Annotated in this window: 10 protein-coding genes; all 10 read right to left on the bottom strand. The window is 72.3% G+C overall.

The genetic code is table 11. The features are described from left to right. Positions 1 to 429: 429 nt before the first annotated feature. The 10 genes from LHA35_RS04030 to atpA all read right to left on the bottom strand — a co-directional run bounded on the left by LHA35_RS04030 (position 430) and on the right by atpA (position 13,832). On the bottom strand, positions 430 to 2,079 hold the full coding sequence (locus LHA35_RS04030) for an acyl-CoA dehydrogenase family protein (protein WP_226604819.1): 1,650 nt from the start codon (positions 2,077 to 2,079) through the stop codon (positions 430 to 432). A gap of 363 nt (positions 2,080 to 2,442) precedes the next feature. Continuing rightward, positions 2,443 to 4,356 (bottom strand): DUF3140 domain-containing protein, encoded by a 1,914-nt coding sequence (locus LHA35_RS04025; RefSeq protein WP_226604816.1) that lies wholly within the window; start codon positions 4,354 to 4,356, stop codon positions 2,443 to 2,445. Between the two features lie 461 nt (positions 4,357 to 4,817). Then, complete coding sequence (locus LHA35_RS04020; protein WP_226604813.1) at positions 4,818 to 5,705, bottom strand: aldose epimerase family protein; 888 nt, start codon at positions 5,703 to 5,705, stop codon at positions 4,818 to 4,820. Next, complete coding sequence (locus LHA35_RS04015; protein ID WP_226604811.1) at positions 5,705 to 6,574, bottom strand: NAD-dependent epimerase/dehydratase family protein; 870 nt, start codon at positions 6,572 to 6,574, stop codon at positions 5,705 to 5,707. Before LHA35_RS04015 ends, LHA35_RS04020 begins: the two co-directional genes overlap by 1 nt. A gap of 487 nt (positions 6,575 to 7,061) precedes the next feature. Then, positions 7,062 to 8,174, bottom strand: a complete 1,113-nt coding sequence (locus tag LHA35_RS04010; protein WP_226604808.1) for an endo-1,4-beta-xylanase — start codon at positions 8,172 to 8,174, stop codon at positions 7,062 to 7,064. Between the two features lie 114 nt (positions 8,175 to 8,288). Next, entirely contained in the window at positions 8,289 to 9,143 is an 855-nt protein-coding gene (locus LHA35_RS04005; RefSeq protein ID WP_226604805.1) for a ferritin-like domain-containing protein, read from the bottom strand. Positions 9,144 to 9,367: 224 nt separating this feature from the next. Next, positions 9,368 to 9,781, bottom strand: coding sequence for an ATP synthase F1 subunit epsilon (atpC, locus tag LHA35_RS04000; protein ID WP_226604803.1), 414 nt, complete (start codon positions 9,779 to 9,781; stop codon positions 9,368 to 9,370). A 152-nt stretch (positions 9,782 to 9,933) separates the two neighbouring features. Further along, complete coding sequence (gene atpD, locus LHA35_RS03995) at positions 9,934 to 11,361, bottom strand: F0F1 ATP synthase subunit beta (protein WP_226604800.1); 1,428 nt, start codon at positions 11,359 to 11,361, stop codon at positions 9,934 to 9,936. 13 nt (positions 11,362 to 11,374) lie between these two features. Beyond that, positions 11,375 to 12,259: a F0F1 ATP synthase subunit gamma gene (locus LHA35_RS03990; protein WP_226604798.1), complete on the bottom strand. Its 885-nt coding sequence runs from the start codon at positions 12,257 to 12,259 to the stop codon at positions 11,375 to 11,377. Positions 12,260 to 12,296: 37 nt separating this feature from the next. Further along, a complete protein-coding gene (gene atpA, locus LHA35_RS03985) occupies positions 12,297 to 13,832 on the bottom strand; it encodes a F0F1 ATP synthase subunit alpha (RefSeq protein ID WP_226604795.1) in 1,536 nt (511 codons plus the stop codon).

Genomic DNA, 13,832 nt, shown 5'->3' with positions numbered 1-13,832 from the left:
TCCGTGACACGCAAATGTCAGGCACGACTGACGCGCCAGCCGGCATGCGCGCGGCCCAAGGCATCACTTTCGGCATGCCGAGCGCAGGGCATGGTGGCGGGCGGCCCCGACCATGGCGGCTCATGCCGACGGCCCGGATGCGTGACCGCATCCGGGCCGGAGCATCGCACCGGCGGCGGGTGGCGGACGCCGCCCCGGCACGGGCTGCCGCCTGCGCGGCAGGGATCGCCCCATCATGGCGACCGGTACCACGCCGCCATGCGAGCCGCTCTGGCGCCCGGCCCGGCGCGCAGCCGCGACACCCGCCTGCCATGGCAGCGCGCCGGAACCAGATGCCGCCTTGCTGCGCGCGACCGGGCAGGGACGGGACGATACCTGCCGCCGGGCACCGGACCGTCCCGCCGCGGCAGCACGGCCCAAAGGGCCGCCTCAGGCGGCCGGCAGCAGGGCCAGCAGGCTGTCCGCCGCCTCGATCTCCGCGACGCGGGCGGCCGCACGCGGCAGGAGGCGCGCGAGGTAGAAGGCGGCGATCGGCGCATAGCGCTCATCGGCCGCCGCGGCGCGGGCCAGCATCCAGCCGCCGAGCGTCCAGCCCGCGGCATCCAGATAGGCCGCCGCCGAGGCCTGGGCGGCATTGGCGTCCTTCAGGCCACGGTCGAGCATCCAGTCGGTCGCGCGGGTCATGGCCGCGACCGCAGGGGCCAGGCGCGGGTCGGCGGCCTGCACCTCCGCCAGCAGGCCGCGCATATGCGCCCCGCCGTCGCGGAACAGCTTGCGGCCGACCAGGTCCATCGCCTGGATGCCGTTGGTCCCCTCATAGATCGGGGCGATGCGGGCGTCCCGCAGCACCTGCGCGGCGCCGGTATCCTCGACGAAGCCCATGCCGCCATGCACCTGGATGCCGAGGCTGGCACAATCGACGCCGCGGTCGGTGCACCAGGCCTTCACGATCGGCGTCAGCAGGGCGACGCGCGCATCGGCCTCCGCATCCTTCAGCAGCCGGGCGCGGTCGAGCGCGGCGCCGGCCTCGAGCGCCAGCAGCCGGCCTGCCAGGGTGATGGCGCGGATTTCGGCCAGCATGCGCACCACGTCGGGGTGCCGGCTGATCGGCTGGCCGCCCTGCACGCGCTGCTCGGCATAGGGCTCGGCCAGCGCGAGGGCACGGGCGCCCTGCGCCACCCCCTCGACGCCGACGCCGAGGCGGGCCGCGTTCATCATGGCGAACATGGCATTCAGGCCGCGATTCGGCTCGCCGACCAGCTGCGCCTCCGCGCCCTCGAACAGCATGACGCAGGTGGGCGAGGCATGGATGCCCATCTTCTTCTCGAGCCCGCCGCAGCGGAGCGCGTTGCGGGTGCCGTCGGGCAGCACCTTGGGCGCGGCGAACAGGCTGATGCCCCGGGTGCCGGGCGGGGCGTCGGGCAGCCGCGCCAGGATCAGGTGCAGCGTGTTCTCCGTAAGGTCGTGCTCGCCCCAGGTGATGTAGATCTTCTGGCCGGTGATCCGGTAGCTGCCCGTCCCGTCCGGCTCCGCCTTGGTGCGGACCTGCGACAGGTCGCTGCCCGCCTGCGGCTCGGTCAAGCACATTGTGCCGGTCCACTCGCCGCTGATCAGCTTCGGCAGCCAGGCCTCCTGCTGGGCGGGCGCGGCGAAGCGGGCGATCGCCTCGATGGCGCCGACGGAGAGCAGCGGGCAGAGGCTGAAGGACATGTCACCCGAGGTGACCAGTTCGCAGACCGCCATCCAGAGCGCCTGGGGCAGTTCCTGCCCGCCCACCTCGATGCCGTTCACCTCGGCCGGGGCGGCCAGGCCCTGCCAGCCGCCCTCGATCCAGGCCCGGTAGGCGGCCTTGTAGCTCTCGGGCGTCCGGACCACGCCGTTCTCCAGGATGGCGCCATGCCGGTCGGCCGCCTGGGCGTTGGGCCAGAGCAGTTCGCGGGCGAAGCGGTCGGCCTCCCCGATGATGGCCGCGATATCCTCCGCCCCGAGCGGCGCGCCGCCGGCGGCGGTCAGTCCGGGCAGGTCGATGACGCGGGTGAGGCCGAAGATCAGGTCGTCGGCGGGGGTGGTGGCGGTCATGGCGGTTCCTGAACCCCTGGAGATGCGGGTGCGGGCAAGCCCGGATCTGGGTTCACCATGGACCGTTGGGGAGGGCAAGCCGGTCAGGCGCGCCGCCCTCCGAGGAGGCAGCCCGGATGGGGCATGGCCGGGGCGCCACCCCGTGCCGCCTGCGGCCGGTGGATGGCGGCATCCATGGCGGTGCCGCCGGGTCATGCCCGGCCCGGCGGGCGGATGCCTGGACCGGCGGCGCGCATTGCCCCCGCATGCTCGGCGGCGCGAGGCAAGCCCGCTCTGCCCCGGGCGCCGCCGCGACGTCCGGGCCCCACCGCAGCAGGCTGGGGTGGGGCCCGTCCGGAACGTCAGGATCTTCCGGCGCGAAGATCAGTCCCGATTGCGACTGCGGGAGGTCGTGCCGCGCCGGCTGCTGCCACCGCTGGCACGGCCGCCCTTGGCCGCCGCCGGGGTGCGGCCGGCCGCACCGGTCGCGCGCTTCGCACCCGTGCCGGTGCCACGCTTCGCGGTGCTGCCGGCGGTCCGCTTCGTCGCCGTGCTGCCGGAGGCGCGCTTGGTACCGGTGCCGGTGCTGCGCTTTGTCGTGCCGCCGGCGGTGCGCTTGGCGGTGCCGCCGGTGGTGCGCTTGGTGGCCGTGCCGCGCGCCGCGGCGGTGCCGGTCGCCCGCTTCGTGCCCGTCGCCGCGCCGCGCTTTGCGGTCGTGCCGGTGCCGCGCTTGGCAGCGGTGCCGCGCGCCGCGGCGGTGCCGGTCGTCCGCTTCGTGCCCGCGGCCGCGCCACGCTTTGCAGTGGTGCCGGTGCCGCGCTTGGCGGCGGTGCCGGTGGTGCGCTTGGTGGCCGTCCCTCGCGTCGCGGCGGTGCCGGTCGCCCGCTTCGTGCCCGTTGCCGCCCCACGCTTCGCGGTTGTGCCAGTGGTGCGCTTCGTGCCGGCGGCAGTGCCGCGCCGTGCGGCCGTGCTGCGGGCGGCGCCGCCCTTCGCGCCGTTGCTGCGCGCCGCGGCAGCCTTGCGCGGGGTGCGGGCGCTGCCGCCCTTGCGGCCGCCCTCGCTCTGCGCCGCGCGGCCAGTGGCGCTGCGCGTGGTCTTGCGCGCCGGACTGGCCGCCTTGCCGCGTGTGGCGGTCGCCGTGCCGCGGCCGCCCTTGGCCGCCGAGGTGCCGCGCGCCGTCGTCCCGCTCGCCCGCTTCGCCGTGCCGGCGCTGGCGCGGCCACCCTTGGCCGCGGCGGTGGTGCGGCCGGCGGCGCCGCGCGTGGCGCCGGTTGTGCTGCGGCGGGTGCGGCGGGCGGGGGCCGCCGCCTCCTCGCCCTCGCCTTCCTCGCTGGTCGCGGCGCTGCGCCGGGTGCGGCGCGGCTTGGCTTCGGCCTCCTCGCCCTCGCCTTCCGTCGCGCTGCGGCGGCTGCGCGTGCCGGTCGCCCGGCGCCGGCGCGGCGCGGGCGCCTCCCCTTCCGCCGCCTGCTCGTCCGTCCGGCCGGTCTCTTCGCTCTCGTCCTGCATGGCGTGCTCCTCGGCCTCCTGCTGATCGGTGTCGCTGTCCTGCATCGGATCATGTCCCCAGTTCATCAGCGAGTAGCGCCAGCGCGTCTCGGCGATGTCGCCCTCCGGCCGCTGCGCCAGGTGGCGGCGAATGTAGCCGACCACCTTCTGCAGGAAGGCCTCGTCCGCCTCGTCCAGGTCGCCACCTTCGAGGATCTCGAGGATCTGCCGGCCGGACTGGTGACCGACCGCCTCCTCCTCGCCCTCATGCACCCAGCCGACGCTCTGGCTTTGCTCCGTCTCCAGCCAGCGGCGCAGCTCCGCCGCATCCATGTTCACCAGTTCGCGGAAGGCCCGCGCCGCCCTGTCCTCCGGCTCCGCCATGGCGTTCCCTCTCCCATGTCCTTGATGGTGGGCCTCCTGCCGCAGCGCCGCGGCCCTGGCGGCGACGTCCGGCGGCTGCGCGGAGAATTGCCGGCCCCGCCGCAGGTCGTGCCGCTTGACGGCACTGCTGCGGTCGTAGTCCGCATCCGGCAGCCGCTCACGCACATTGCGCGGCAGATAGCGTTCGCCGGTCTCCAGCGAGTCCCGGCCGGAGCGCGTGCCCCATTCCTCGGTGGTCCATGCGCTGAGATGGTTGTCGGCAGATTTGCGGCCAACATAGCCGCCGCCGCGGCGCTGGTATTCCGCACTGGCGAGCTGCGCCTTGCGCGCGGACCACTGCCCCGCCTTGCCGCCCTTGTCGCCCGCGGTGATCTCGGACTTCACGCTTTCCCAGAGATCGGGATCGGACTTGCGGGCAACGCCGGCCATGCTGTTTCCCGTGTGGGGCGGTTGCATCAGGCAACGTCACGCCACGGCAAGCGTTCCCGCGCGCCCCTTGGGCGGCGCGATGCGGCGCGACATGCGGCACGCGGGACTCATGCCGGCGCCCCGGATGCGTGATCGCATCCGGGCAGGAGCGCCGCACTTGCGGCGGGCGGCAGGAGCGACCGCCGCGCCGGCTGGCGCCCGCTGCAGGGGCCAATGATCGGGCCGTCGGTATCATGAGACCTGCGCGCGGATCGCCGGAGACGCAGCCTGTGGTGTCTGGACGCCTGTAATGGCCGCTACAGCATGTGGATCATCGGACCCGCGCTCAGGTCTCATCATACGGCCCTGCGGCGATGCGGGCACATCTCCGCGGCCCTCGTCGCCGGCCCCACCACGGGCGGCCTGCCACGCCGCCCGTGGTGGCGTGGCAGGCCGCAGGTCAGGACCGATGCCGGCCGGTGTCAGATGGCGGCGGAGATCACCAGCCGCGCCTGCAGCGCATCGCCGGGCGACAGCATGGTCAGCGAACCATGGCCGGCAAAGCCTGGCCGGTTCGGCGCATCCGGCACATGGCTCACCGGCTCCACGCAGAGGATGGCGCTGCCGGCCGGCGCGAAGACCTGCAGGTTGCCGGCCCAGGCCCCGCTCGCCTGCAGGCGCAGCAGCATGTCCGGGCGCAGGATCTCCGCCGCGCCATCCCAGCCCGCGAAATGCGTGTCGAGCCCCTCATAGGCATGCTCGTCGCCATCGACTCCCGGGCTGGGCTGCGCCGCGATGGGTAGGCAGCGCGCATCGCGGGCGAAGAGCGTGGTCGCGGCGAAGCGCAGCCGCGTGCCGGCCGGGCGCGCGAAGAAAGGATGCCAGCCGCAGCCGAAGGGGAAGGGCAGCGTGCCGGCATTGGTCAGCGTCAGTGCGATGGCGGCGCCGGCCGCGCCGAGCGCCACCTCCAGCCGCGCCTGCCAGTGCCAGGGCACGCCCGCGGCCTCGGCATCGCCCACCTGGGTGAGGACCAGCCGCGCCGCGCCTTCCTCCGCCACCTGCCAGGGCGCGTCGCGCACCAGGCCATGGATGGCGGTGTCATCCGCCGGGTGGTTGACCGGCAGGTGGTAGGGGATGCCGCCGACCGGCAGCCGTCCGTCATCCAGCCGGTTGGCCCAGGGCGCCATCAGGAAGGCGCCCGCGAAGCTTGCATTCGGATCGGCGCCGAGCGGCAGGGGCGCGAGCACCTCGACGCCGCGCCAGGCGAGGCGCGCGAAGGCGGCGCCCTGCCCTGGCAGCAGCACCGCCGCCCAATCGCCGCCCGCGATCGCCACGCCGCCCGGCGGCGCAATGGCCTGCATGCCCTCCATCAGTCGAGCGCGAAGGCGTCGCGCGCGGAGGGCTTGCCGCGTGAATAGCCGATGGCGGTGTAGCTGCCGCCCTGGTAGCGCTCGATCACCGGGTTGCCGGAGGTGATATGGCCGACCCTGGCGCGCCAGGCCTCCGCGCTGTCCTGCGGCTGCCAGCCGATGCGGTCGCGGTGGTCCTGGCCCCAGAAGCTCGCCGGGTTGTCCGAGCAGGCCCAGATCACGCAATGCCCGCTGCGCGGCGCGGTCACCGCGGCGACGCAGAGTCGGGCGAGGTCGGCATAGGACAGCCAGGTCGAGAGCATCCGCGCCTCGGTCGGCTCCGGGAAGCAGGAGCCGATGCGGAGATTCACGTTCTCCACGCCGTGCTTGTCCCAGTAGAGCCGGCCCATCAGCTCGCCATAGGCCTTGGAGAGGCCGTAATAGCCGTCCGGCCGGAAGGCGCAGTCCATGTCGATCTTCTCTGACTCGGCGCCGTGAGGCGAGCCATCCGCCCCCTTCGGCCGCTCATGGAAGCCGATGCTGTGGTTGGAGCTGGCGAAGATGACGCGCGCCGCCTCGCGGCGGGCAGCTTCGTACACATGGTACAGGCCCTGGATGTTGGGGCCGAGCACCGTGCCGAAGGGCTGCTCCACGCTGATGCCGCCGAAATGCAGGATGGCGCCGCACCCCTCCGCGAGGCGCAGCAGCCCGACGCCGTCAGCGAGGTCCATGCGCGTGAAGCCCGCGCGCGGCGGCAGCGGGTCCGGGAAGGGCGCGATATCGGTCAGCCGCAGCGTCCAGCCGAGCGCCGCCAGCTCGCGCGCAAGCATCCGGCCGAGATTGCCGGAGGCACCGGTCAGCAGGACGGGCTTGGTCGGGGTCTCGGGCATGGCATCGGCTCCTCCGCAAGGCGCGCAGAGTGCACTGCCGGCCGGGGGCGGGTGAAGGGCGCGGCCGGCATGGCCCGCAGGTTTCGCGCCGGTGTGGCGGGCCCGTGCCGCCCATGGGCGGCACGCGTTGCCGTCCCGGCACCATGCCCCCTGCCGGCGACAGCGATCTGGGCTGCCTCCGCCCGCCTGCGGACCGTGCGCCCCGGAGCAGGCGGCGGATCTTCTTCGCCCAAGGCAATGGCTGGATCGTCGGGCGCAGGTCACCCGCTGCGCCCGGGGATCGACAGCGGCCTACGCCGCAGCCCGAACGCCAATCCGCCGCTGACCATGTCTCTTGCCGGGCAGTGTCCCGCTTCCGGGCATGCACGCCCTGCCGGGCCCTGCTCCGCAGCGAATTGCGTTCGGAACTGCGCGCCGATCCGCCGCGGGTCGTCGATCGCAGAGCAGCCTCGCGCTCCCGGGCATCCACGCCCGCCCGCGATCCGCGCTAGCCGCGCCCACGTGCCGCAAAGGCGCGGTCGAGCGCCTGCCACATCGGCTTGCGCCGCCCTTCCGCATCCAGCGGCAGGCCGCGATGGATCGTGCCGTCCCGGCGCATCACCGCCGGTTCCTGCGCCAGCCAGCTGTCCCTGTCCGAGAGCCCCCAGGTCAGCACCGTGCGGCAGCCGACCTCCAGCGCCGTGCCCACCACCGCCTGCACCCGCGCCGCCACCAGCGCATCGCGCGCCGCAAGGTCGGGCGGCACCACCGCCGCCTCCCGCACGTCCAGCTCGGTGATCAGGATCGCGAGGCCGAGGCTGCGCACCTCCTGCAGGAAGGCGGCGAAGGGCTCCGGCCGGAAGGGCTCGTCCAGCATCAGATGCGCCTGGATGCCGAGCGCATCTACCGGCACCCGTGCCTCTACCAGCCGCCGCAGCAGCCGCAGCACGCGGCGGCGCTTCTCCTCGGCGAAGGGCGTGTCGCCCTCCACCCCATACTCATTATAGGTCAGCCGCAGGGTGCGGTCGCGCTCGCGCGCCAGGCGGAAGGCCAGGTCGACATAGCCGGGGCCGAGGGCGCGCAGCCAGGGCGTATCCCGCAGGTCGCCGATGGCCGGGGTGTTCTCCGTGAAGGGGCCGCCGGCATTCGCCACCGCCTCATTCACCACGTCCCAGTCGCGGATGGCGCCTGCCATGCGGGGCAGCACCGCATCCAGATGCGCGGCGAGGACGGCGCGGGCCCGGTCGGCCCCCTCCGCCAGCCGCGCCGCCAGCCAGTCCGGCATGGCGCGATGCCAGAGCAACGTGTGGCCGCGCAGCGCCTGGCCGTGGCGGGACGCGAATTCCACCAGGGTCGTGAGCGGCCCGAATTCGAAGCGGCCCTCGGCCGGCTGCAGGGCCGACCACTTGCCCTCCCACTCCGGGACCAGCAGCCGCGCCTCGGCCGCGACCTGCGCGGCGTAGCGCGGATCGGCCAGGCGGTTGCCGTCCACGGCGGTGCCGAAGGCGATGCCCTGCGCCCGCGCCCGCGCGCCGAGGCCCTCGGCCGGCTGGGCGCCCGCACCGCCGGCGAGGACAGGAGAGCCGGCGGCAGCCAGGACGGCGCGGCGGGGAAGCGTCATGGCGCCCGGCATACCGGGCCGTTCGTCACCAGGGGCTGAATCGCAGGCCGCCCCACCGCGTCACCGCGCCGCGGCGGCCAGGGAGGCGCCGCGCGCCGGCGACGGCCGCAGGGCTCAGGCCGCCTGCGCCAGGGGCGGCGGGGCGGCTTCCCGCCGCAGCGCCGCGCGGAACCGGTCGCGCCGCCAGCAGAGCAGCCGCCAGGCACCGCGCGCCGCGAGGTCGGACAGCCGGCCGCGCGGCTCCAGCCCCACCGCCTTGAAGACCATGCCCATGCCGCGCTCGATATGCCGGTAGCGGTAGAAGCCCATGGCCCGGCCCATATAGCCGGCGATGCAGCGGTCATGGCTGTAGGGGATAGACGGGTCCTCGTTCGAGCAGTGATAGGCGAAGGCCAGCTCGTCATCCTCCGACTCGCCGATCCGCCCGGCCGCCACCTTGAGGCGCTGCAGGAAGGAGAGATCCTCCCGCGCCAGGTAGCGCTTCATATGGTCGTAGAAGAGCTTGAAGTGGCGGTACTCATCGGCCGCGATCAGGCGGCAGATCTCCTTCAGCACCGGCTCCTCCGTCGCCTCGCCCAGCGCGGTGTAGTAGCTGCTGGTGCCAGTCTCCACCATGCAGCGGGCGATCAGCTCCCCGGTGCGGGAGCCGCGGATGGAGGCGTTCGCATCCAGGTCGATCCTGTAGCCGGCCCGGTAGCGTTCGAAGGCCGCGCGGTAGTCCCAGCCGGGATCGGCCACCTCGCCCCATCGGCCGAGCGCATCGCCATGCTGGACCTCCTCCACCGCCCAGTTCTCGGCGGCGCGTTGGAAGTCCGGATCATCGCGGAAGACGCGCTTCAGATAGATGGCGTAGTCATCGCCATTGCGTTCGACCATGGCCGCGGCCTTCACCAGCGGCACGATCTCCGGGTCCACTTTCGACGGATCGAAGCGGTCCCAACTCACCTGCTCGACGCGCCAGTGCTTCATGGTGTCCCCGCGGCCCGAGGCGGGCCGAATTTCCCCCGTGGATGCGGCAACGGCGCCGCCCCGCCCATGTTCGGCAGTGCCGGGGGCGATTCAAGGCATGTGGCGTGGTTGCCACAGCGTTGCCGCCGAAAAAGCCGCTGTGTGGCGCAGGCACCATGCCGCGGATGCGAAAAGGGCCGGTGGCGTCGCCGCCCCGGCCCGTTCCTTGATCGCTGTGCCGCGACTCAGGCGGCCTGCGCCGCGTCCAGCATGGCGCGGGCCGACAGCACGCGGTCGAGGGCGAGGTCGCGCTTCGCCTCGGTCTCGTCGTTGCCGATCTCGCGCAGCGCCGCCTCGGCCTCCGCCACCCGGCGTTCGGCATCGGCGCGGGAGAGGCTGGCGAGCGGCGTCGCCTCATCGGCCAGCACCGTCACGCGCTCGGGCGAGACCTCGGCGAAGCCGCCGCCGACGAAGAGGCGCTCGGTCTCCGCCCCGTTCTCCTGCACGCGGATGACGCCGCCGCGCAGGGTCACGATCATCGGCGAGTGGCCGGGCAGGACGCCCATCTCGCCCTCGGCGGCGGGGATGGTCGCCATCTCGACCTGGCGGGAGAGCAGCAGCTTCTCCGGCGAGACGAGTTCGAGCAGGAAGGTAGCCATGTCCGAATCCTTCAGCCCGGAAGGCTAGGCAGCGCGGGCTCCCGCCCGCGCTGAGGCCGCTTCTGCGGCCCGCCGGAAATCCGGCGCAAGCCAAGGCCGCGGATGCGGCCGCCCGGCGTTTGAGGGCACAAGGAAGTCTTCAGGGCTGCCGCTCAGGCGGCAGCCTTGAGGGTCTCGCCCTTCTTCACGGCCTCCTCGATGGTGCCGACCATGTAGAAGGCGGCCTCCGGGAGGTGGTCGTACTCGCCCGAGCAGATCGCGGCGAAGCTGCGGACCGTGTCCTCGAGCTTCACGAAGACGCCCGGCGTGCCGGTGAAGACCTCGGCCACGTGGAAGGGCTGGCTGAGGAAGCGCTGGATCTTGCGCGCGCGCGCCACCACCAGCTTGTCCTCTTCCGAAAGCTCGTCCATGCCGAGAATGGCGATGATGTCCTGCAGCGACTTGTAGGTCTGCAGGATGCGCTGCACCTCGCGGGCGACGCGGTAGTGCTCGTCACCCACGATCCGCGGGTCGAGGGCGCGGGAGGTGGAGTCGAGCGGATCGACCGCCGGGAAGATGCCGAGCTCGGCGATCGAGCGGTTGAGCACCGTCGTCGCGTCGAGGTGGGCGAAGGAGGTGGCCGGGGCCGGGTCGGTCAGGTCGTCGGCGGGCACGTAGATGGCCTGGACCGAGGTGATCGAGCCCTTCTTGGTCGAGGTGATCCGCTCCTGCAGCGCGCCCATGTCGGTGGCGAGCGTCGGCTGGTAGCCCACCGCGGAGGGGATGCGGCCCAGCAGCGCCGACACCTCGGCGCCCGCCTGGGTGAAGCGGAAGATGTTGTCGATGAAGAAGAGCACGTCCTGGCCCTGCTCGTCGCGGAAGTACTCCGCGATGGACAGGCCCGAGAGGGCGACGCGCGCGCGGGCGCCCGGCGGCTCGTTCATCTGGCCATAGACGAGCGCCACCTTGGAGCCCTCGGTCGTGCCCTCGCCGAGCTTGATGACGCCGGCGTCCACCATCTCGTGGTAGAGGTCGTTGCCCTCACGGGTACGCTCGCCCACGCCGGCGAAGACCGACACGCCGCCATGCGCCTTGGCGACGTTGTTGATCAGCTCCTGGATGGTGACGGTCTTGCCCACGCCGGCGCCGCCGAACAGGCCGATCTTGCCGCCCTTCAGGTAGGGGGCGAGCAGGTCGATGACCTTGATGCCGGTGACGAGGATCTCGGCGGCCGTCGCCTGCTCCTCGAAGGCCGGGGCCTCGCGGTGGATGGTGTAGGTCTTCTCGGCGGTGACCGGGCCGCGCTCGTCGATCGGCTCGCCGATCACGTTGAGGATGCGGCCGAGGGTGCCGTTGCCGACCGGAACGGCGATGCCCGCGCCGGTGTCCACCACCTCCTGGCCGCGGACCAGCCCGTCCGTGGTGTCCATGGCGATGCAGCGCACGGTGCGCTCGCCGAGATGCTGCGCGACCTCCAGGACCAGCGTGCTCTCGCCGTTCTTGGTGGTGAGCGCGTTCAGCATGTTCGGCAGTTCGCCCGGGAACTGCACGTCCACGACGGCGCCGAGAACCTGGGCGATCTGCCCGACATTGTTCTTCATCGTGCGATGTCCCTCAGAGAGCCTCGGCCCCGGAGATGATCTCGATCAGCTCCCTGGTGATGTTGGCCTGGCGCGTACGGTTGTAGTTCAGCGTCAGCTTGTTGATCATGTCGCCGGCGTTCCGCGTGGCGTTGTCCATCGCGGTCATCTGGCTGCCGTAGAAGCCGGCCGTGCTTTCCAGCACCGCGCGGTAGATCTGGATGGCCAGGTTGCGCGGCAGCAGGGTCGCGAGGATCGCCTCCTCGCCCGGCTCGTACTCATAGAGCGCCTGCGGCCCGACGGCGGCCGCGGCCTCGCCTTCCGGCAGCGGCGTCGGGATCAGCCGCTGATCGGTCGGGATCTGGGTGATCACGTTGCGGAAGCGGTTGTAGATCAGCGAGCAGACATCGAACTCGCCAGCCTCCAGCATCTCGGTCACGCGGACCGCGACGGCCTCGGCATCGGTGAACTCGACCCGCTTCTTGCCCATGAAGGTGATCTCGCCGACGATGCGGCTGGCGAATTCACGCTTCAAATAGGCGGCGCCCTTGCGGCCCACCGTCAGTACCTTCACCACCTTGCCCTCGGCCTCCAGCGCCCGGATGCGGGCGCGGGCGAGGCGCCCGACATTGGTGTTGAAGGCGCCGGCCAGGCCGCGATCGGCCGTCACCACCACCAGCAGGTGCACGCGATCGGCCCCGGTGCCGACCAGCAACTGCGGCGCGCCGGGGGCGGAGGCCACCGCCGCGCCGAGCGAGGCGAGGATCGCCTCCATCCGCTCGGCATAGGGGCGCGCCGCCTCGGCCTGCGCCTGGGCGCGGCGGAGCTTCGCCGCCGCCACCATCTTCATCGCCTGCGTGATCTTCCGCGTGTTCTTCACGCTGTTGATCCGCCCCCGCAGGTCCTTCAGGCTCGCCATCGGCTGGTCCCCTGTGCGTCCTAGATTCCTCTGGGCCTCAGGCCGCGAAGGACTTGGCGAAGCCGTCGAGGAAGGCGACCAGCTTCTCTTCGGTCGGCTTCTTGATCTCGCGGTCGGTCCGGATCGCCTCCAGGATGTCCGGCTGCGATGCCTTCAGCTCGGACAGCATCTGCCGCTCGAAGGCGCCGACCGAGTTGACGGGGATGCGGTCCAGATAGCCGCGGGTGCCGGCGAAGATCGCCACCACCTGCTCCTCCACCGGCACCGGCTTGAACTGCGGCTGCTTCAGCAGCTCGGTCAGCCGCGCGCCGCGGGCCAGCAGCGCCTGGGTGGAGGCGTCGAGGTCCGAGGAGAACTGCGCGAAGGCCGCCATCTCGCGGTACTGCGCGAGCTCGAGCTTGATGCGGCCGGCGACCTGCTTCATCGCCTTGATCTGCGCGGCGGAACCGACGCGTGAGACCGAGAGGCCGACATTCACCGCGGGGCGGATGCCCTTGAAGAAGAGCTCCGTCTCCAGGAAGATCTGGCCGTCGGTGATCGAGATGACGTTGGTCGGGATGTAGGCCGAGACGTCGCCCGCCTGGGTCTCGATGACCGGGAGCGCGGTCAGCGAGCCGGCGCCGAAATCGTCGTTCATCTTCGCCGCGCGCTCGAGCAGGCGCGAGTGCAGGTAGAAGACGTCGCCCGGATAGGCCTCGCGGCCCGGCGGCCGGCGCAGCAGCAGCGACATCTGGCGATAGGCGACGGCCTGCTTCGAGAGGTCATCATAGAAGATGACCGCATGCATGCCGTTGTCGCGGAAGAACTCGCCCATGGTGCAGCCGGTGTACGGCGCCAGGAACTGCATCGGCGCCGGGTCGGAGGCCGTCGCGGCGACAATGATCGAGTATTCGAGCGCGCCGTTCTCCTCCAGCGTGCGGACCAGCTGGGCGACGGTGGAGCGCTTCTGCCCGATGGCGACATAGATGGTGTAGAGCTTCTTGCTCTCGTCACCCGCCGCGTTGATCGGCTTCTGGTTGATGATCGTGTCGACGATCACCGCCGTCTTGCCGGTCTGGCGGTCGCCGATGATCAGCTCGCGCTGGCCGCGGCCGATCGGGATCAGGGCGTCGATCGCCTTGATGCCGGTCTGCATCGGCTCATGCACGGACTTGCGCGGGATGATGCCCGGCGCCTTCACCTCGACGCGGCGGCGCTCAACATCGACGAGCGGGCCCTTGCCGTCGATCGGGTTGCCGAGCCCGTCGACGACGCGGCCGAGCAGGCCCTTGCCGACCGGCGCGTCGACGATGGTGCCGGTGCGCTGGACGGTGTCACCCTCGCGGACCTGGTCGTCCGCGCCGAAGATGACGATGCCGACATTGTCGGCCTCGAGGTTCAGCGCCATGCCCTTGAGCCCGGCGGAGGGGAACTCCACCAGCTCGCCGGCCATGACGTTCTGCAGGCCGTAGACCCGGGCGATGCCGTCGCCCACGGTCAGCACGGTGCCGACCTCGGCCACGTTCGCCTCGGTGTCGAAGCCAGCGATCTGCTGCTTCAGGATCTCCGAGATCTCGGCGGGACGGATGTCCAT

It is taken from the genome of Roseicella aerolata (genome assembly GCF_020523605.1).
GTDB classification, from domain to species: Bacteria; Pseudomonadota; Alphaproteobacteria; order Acetobacterales; family Acetobacteraceae; genus Paracraurococcus; species Paracraurococcus aerolatus.
Note: the sequence above shows the minus strand (reverse complement) of the source record. Positions and strands in the feature narration are given on the sequence as shown.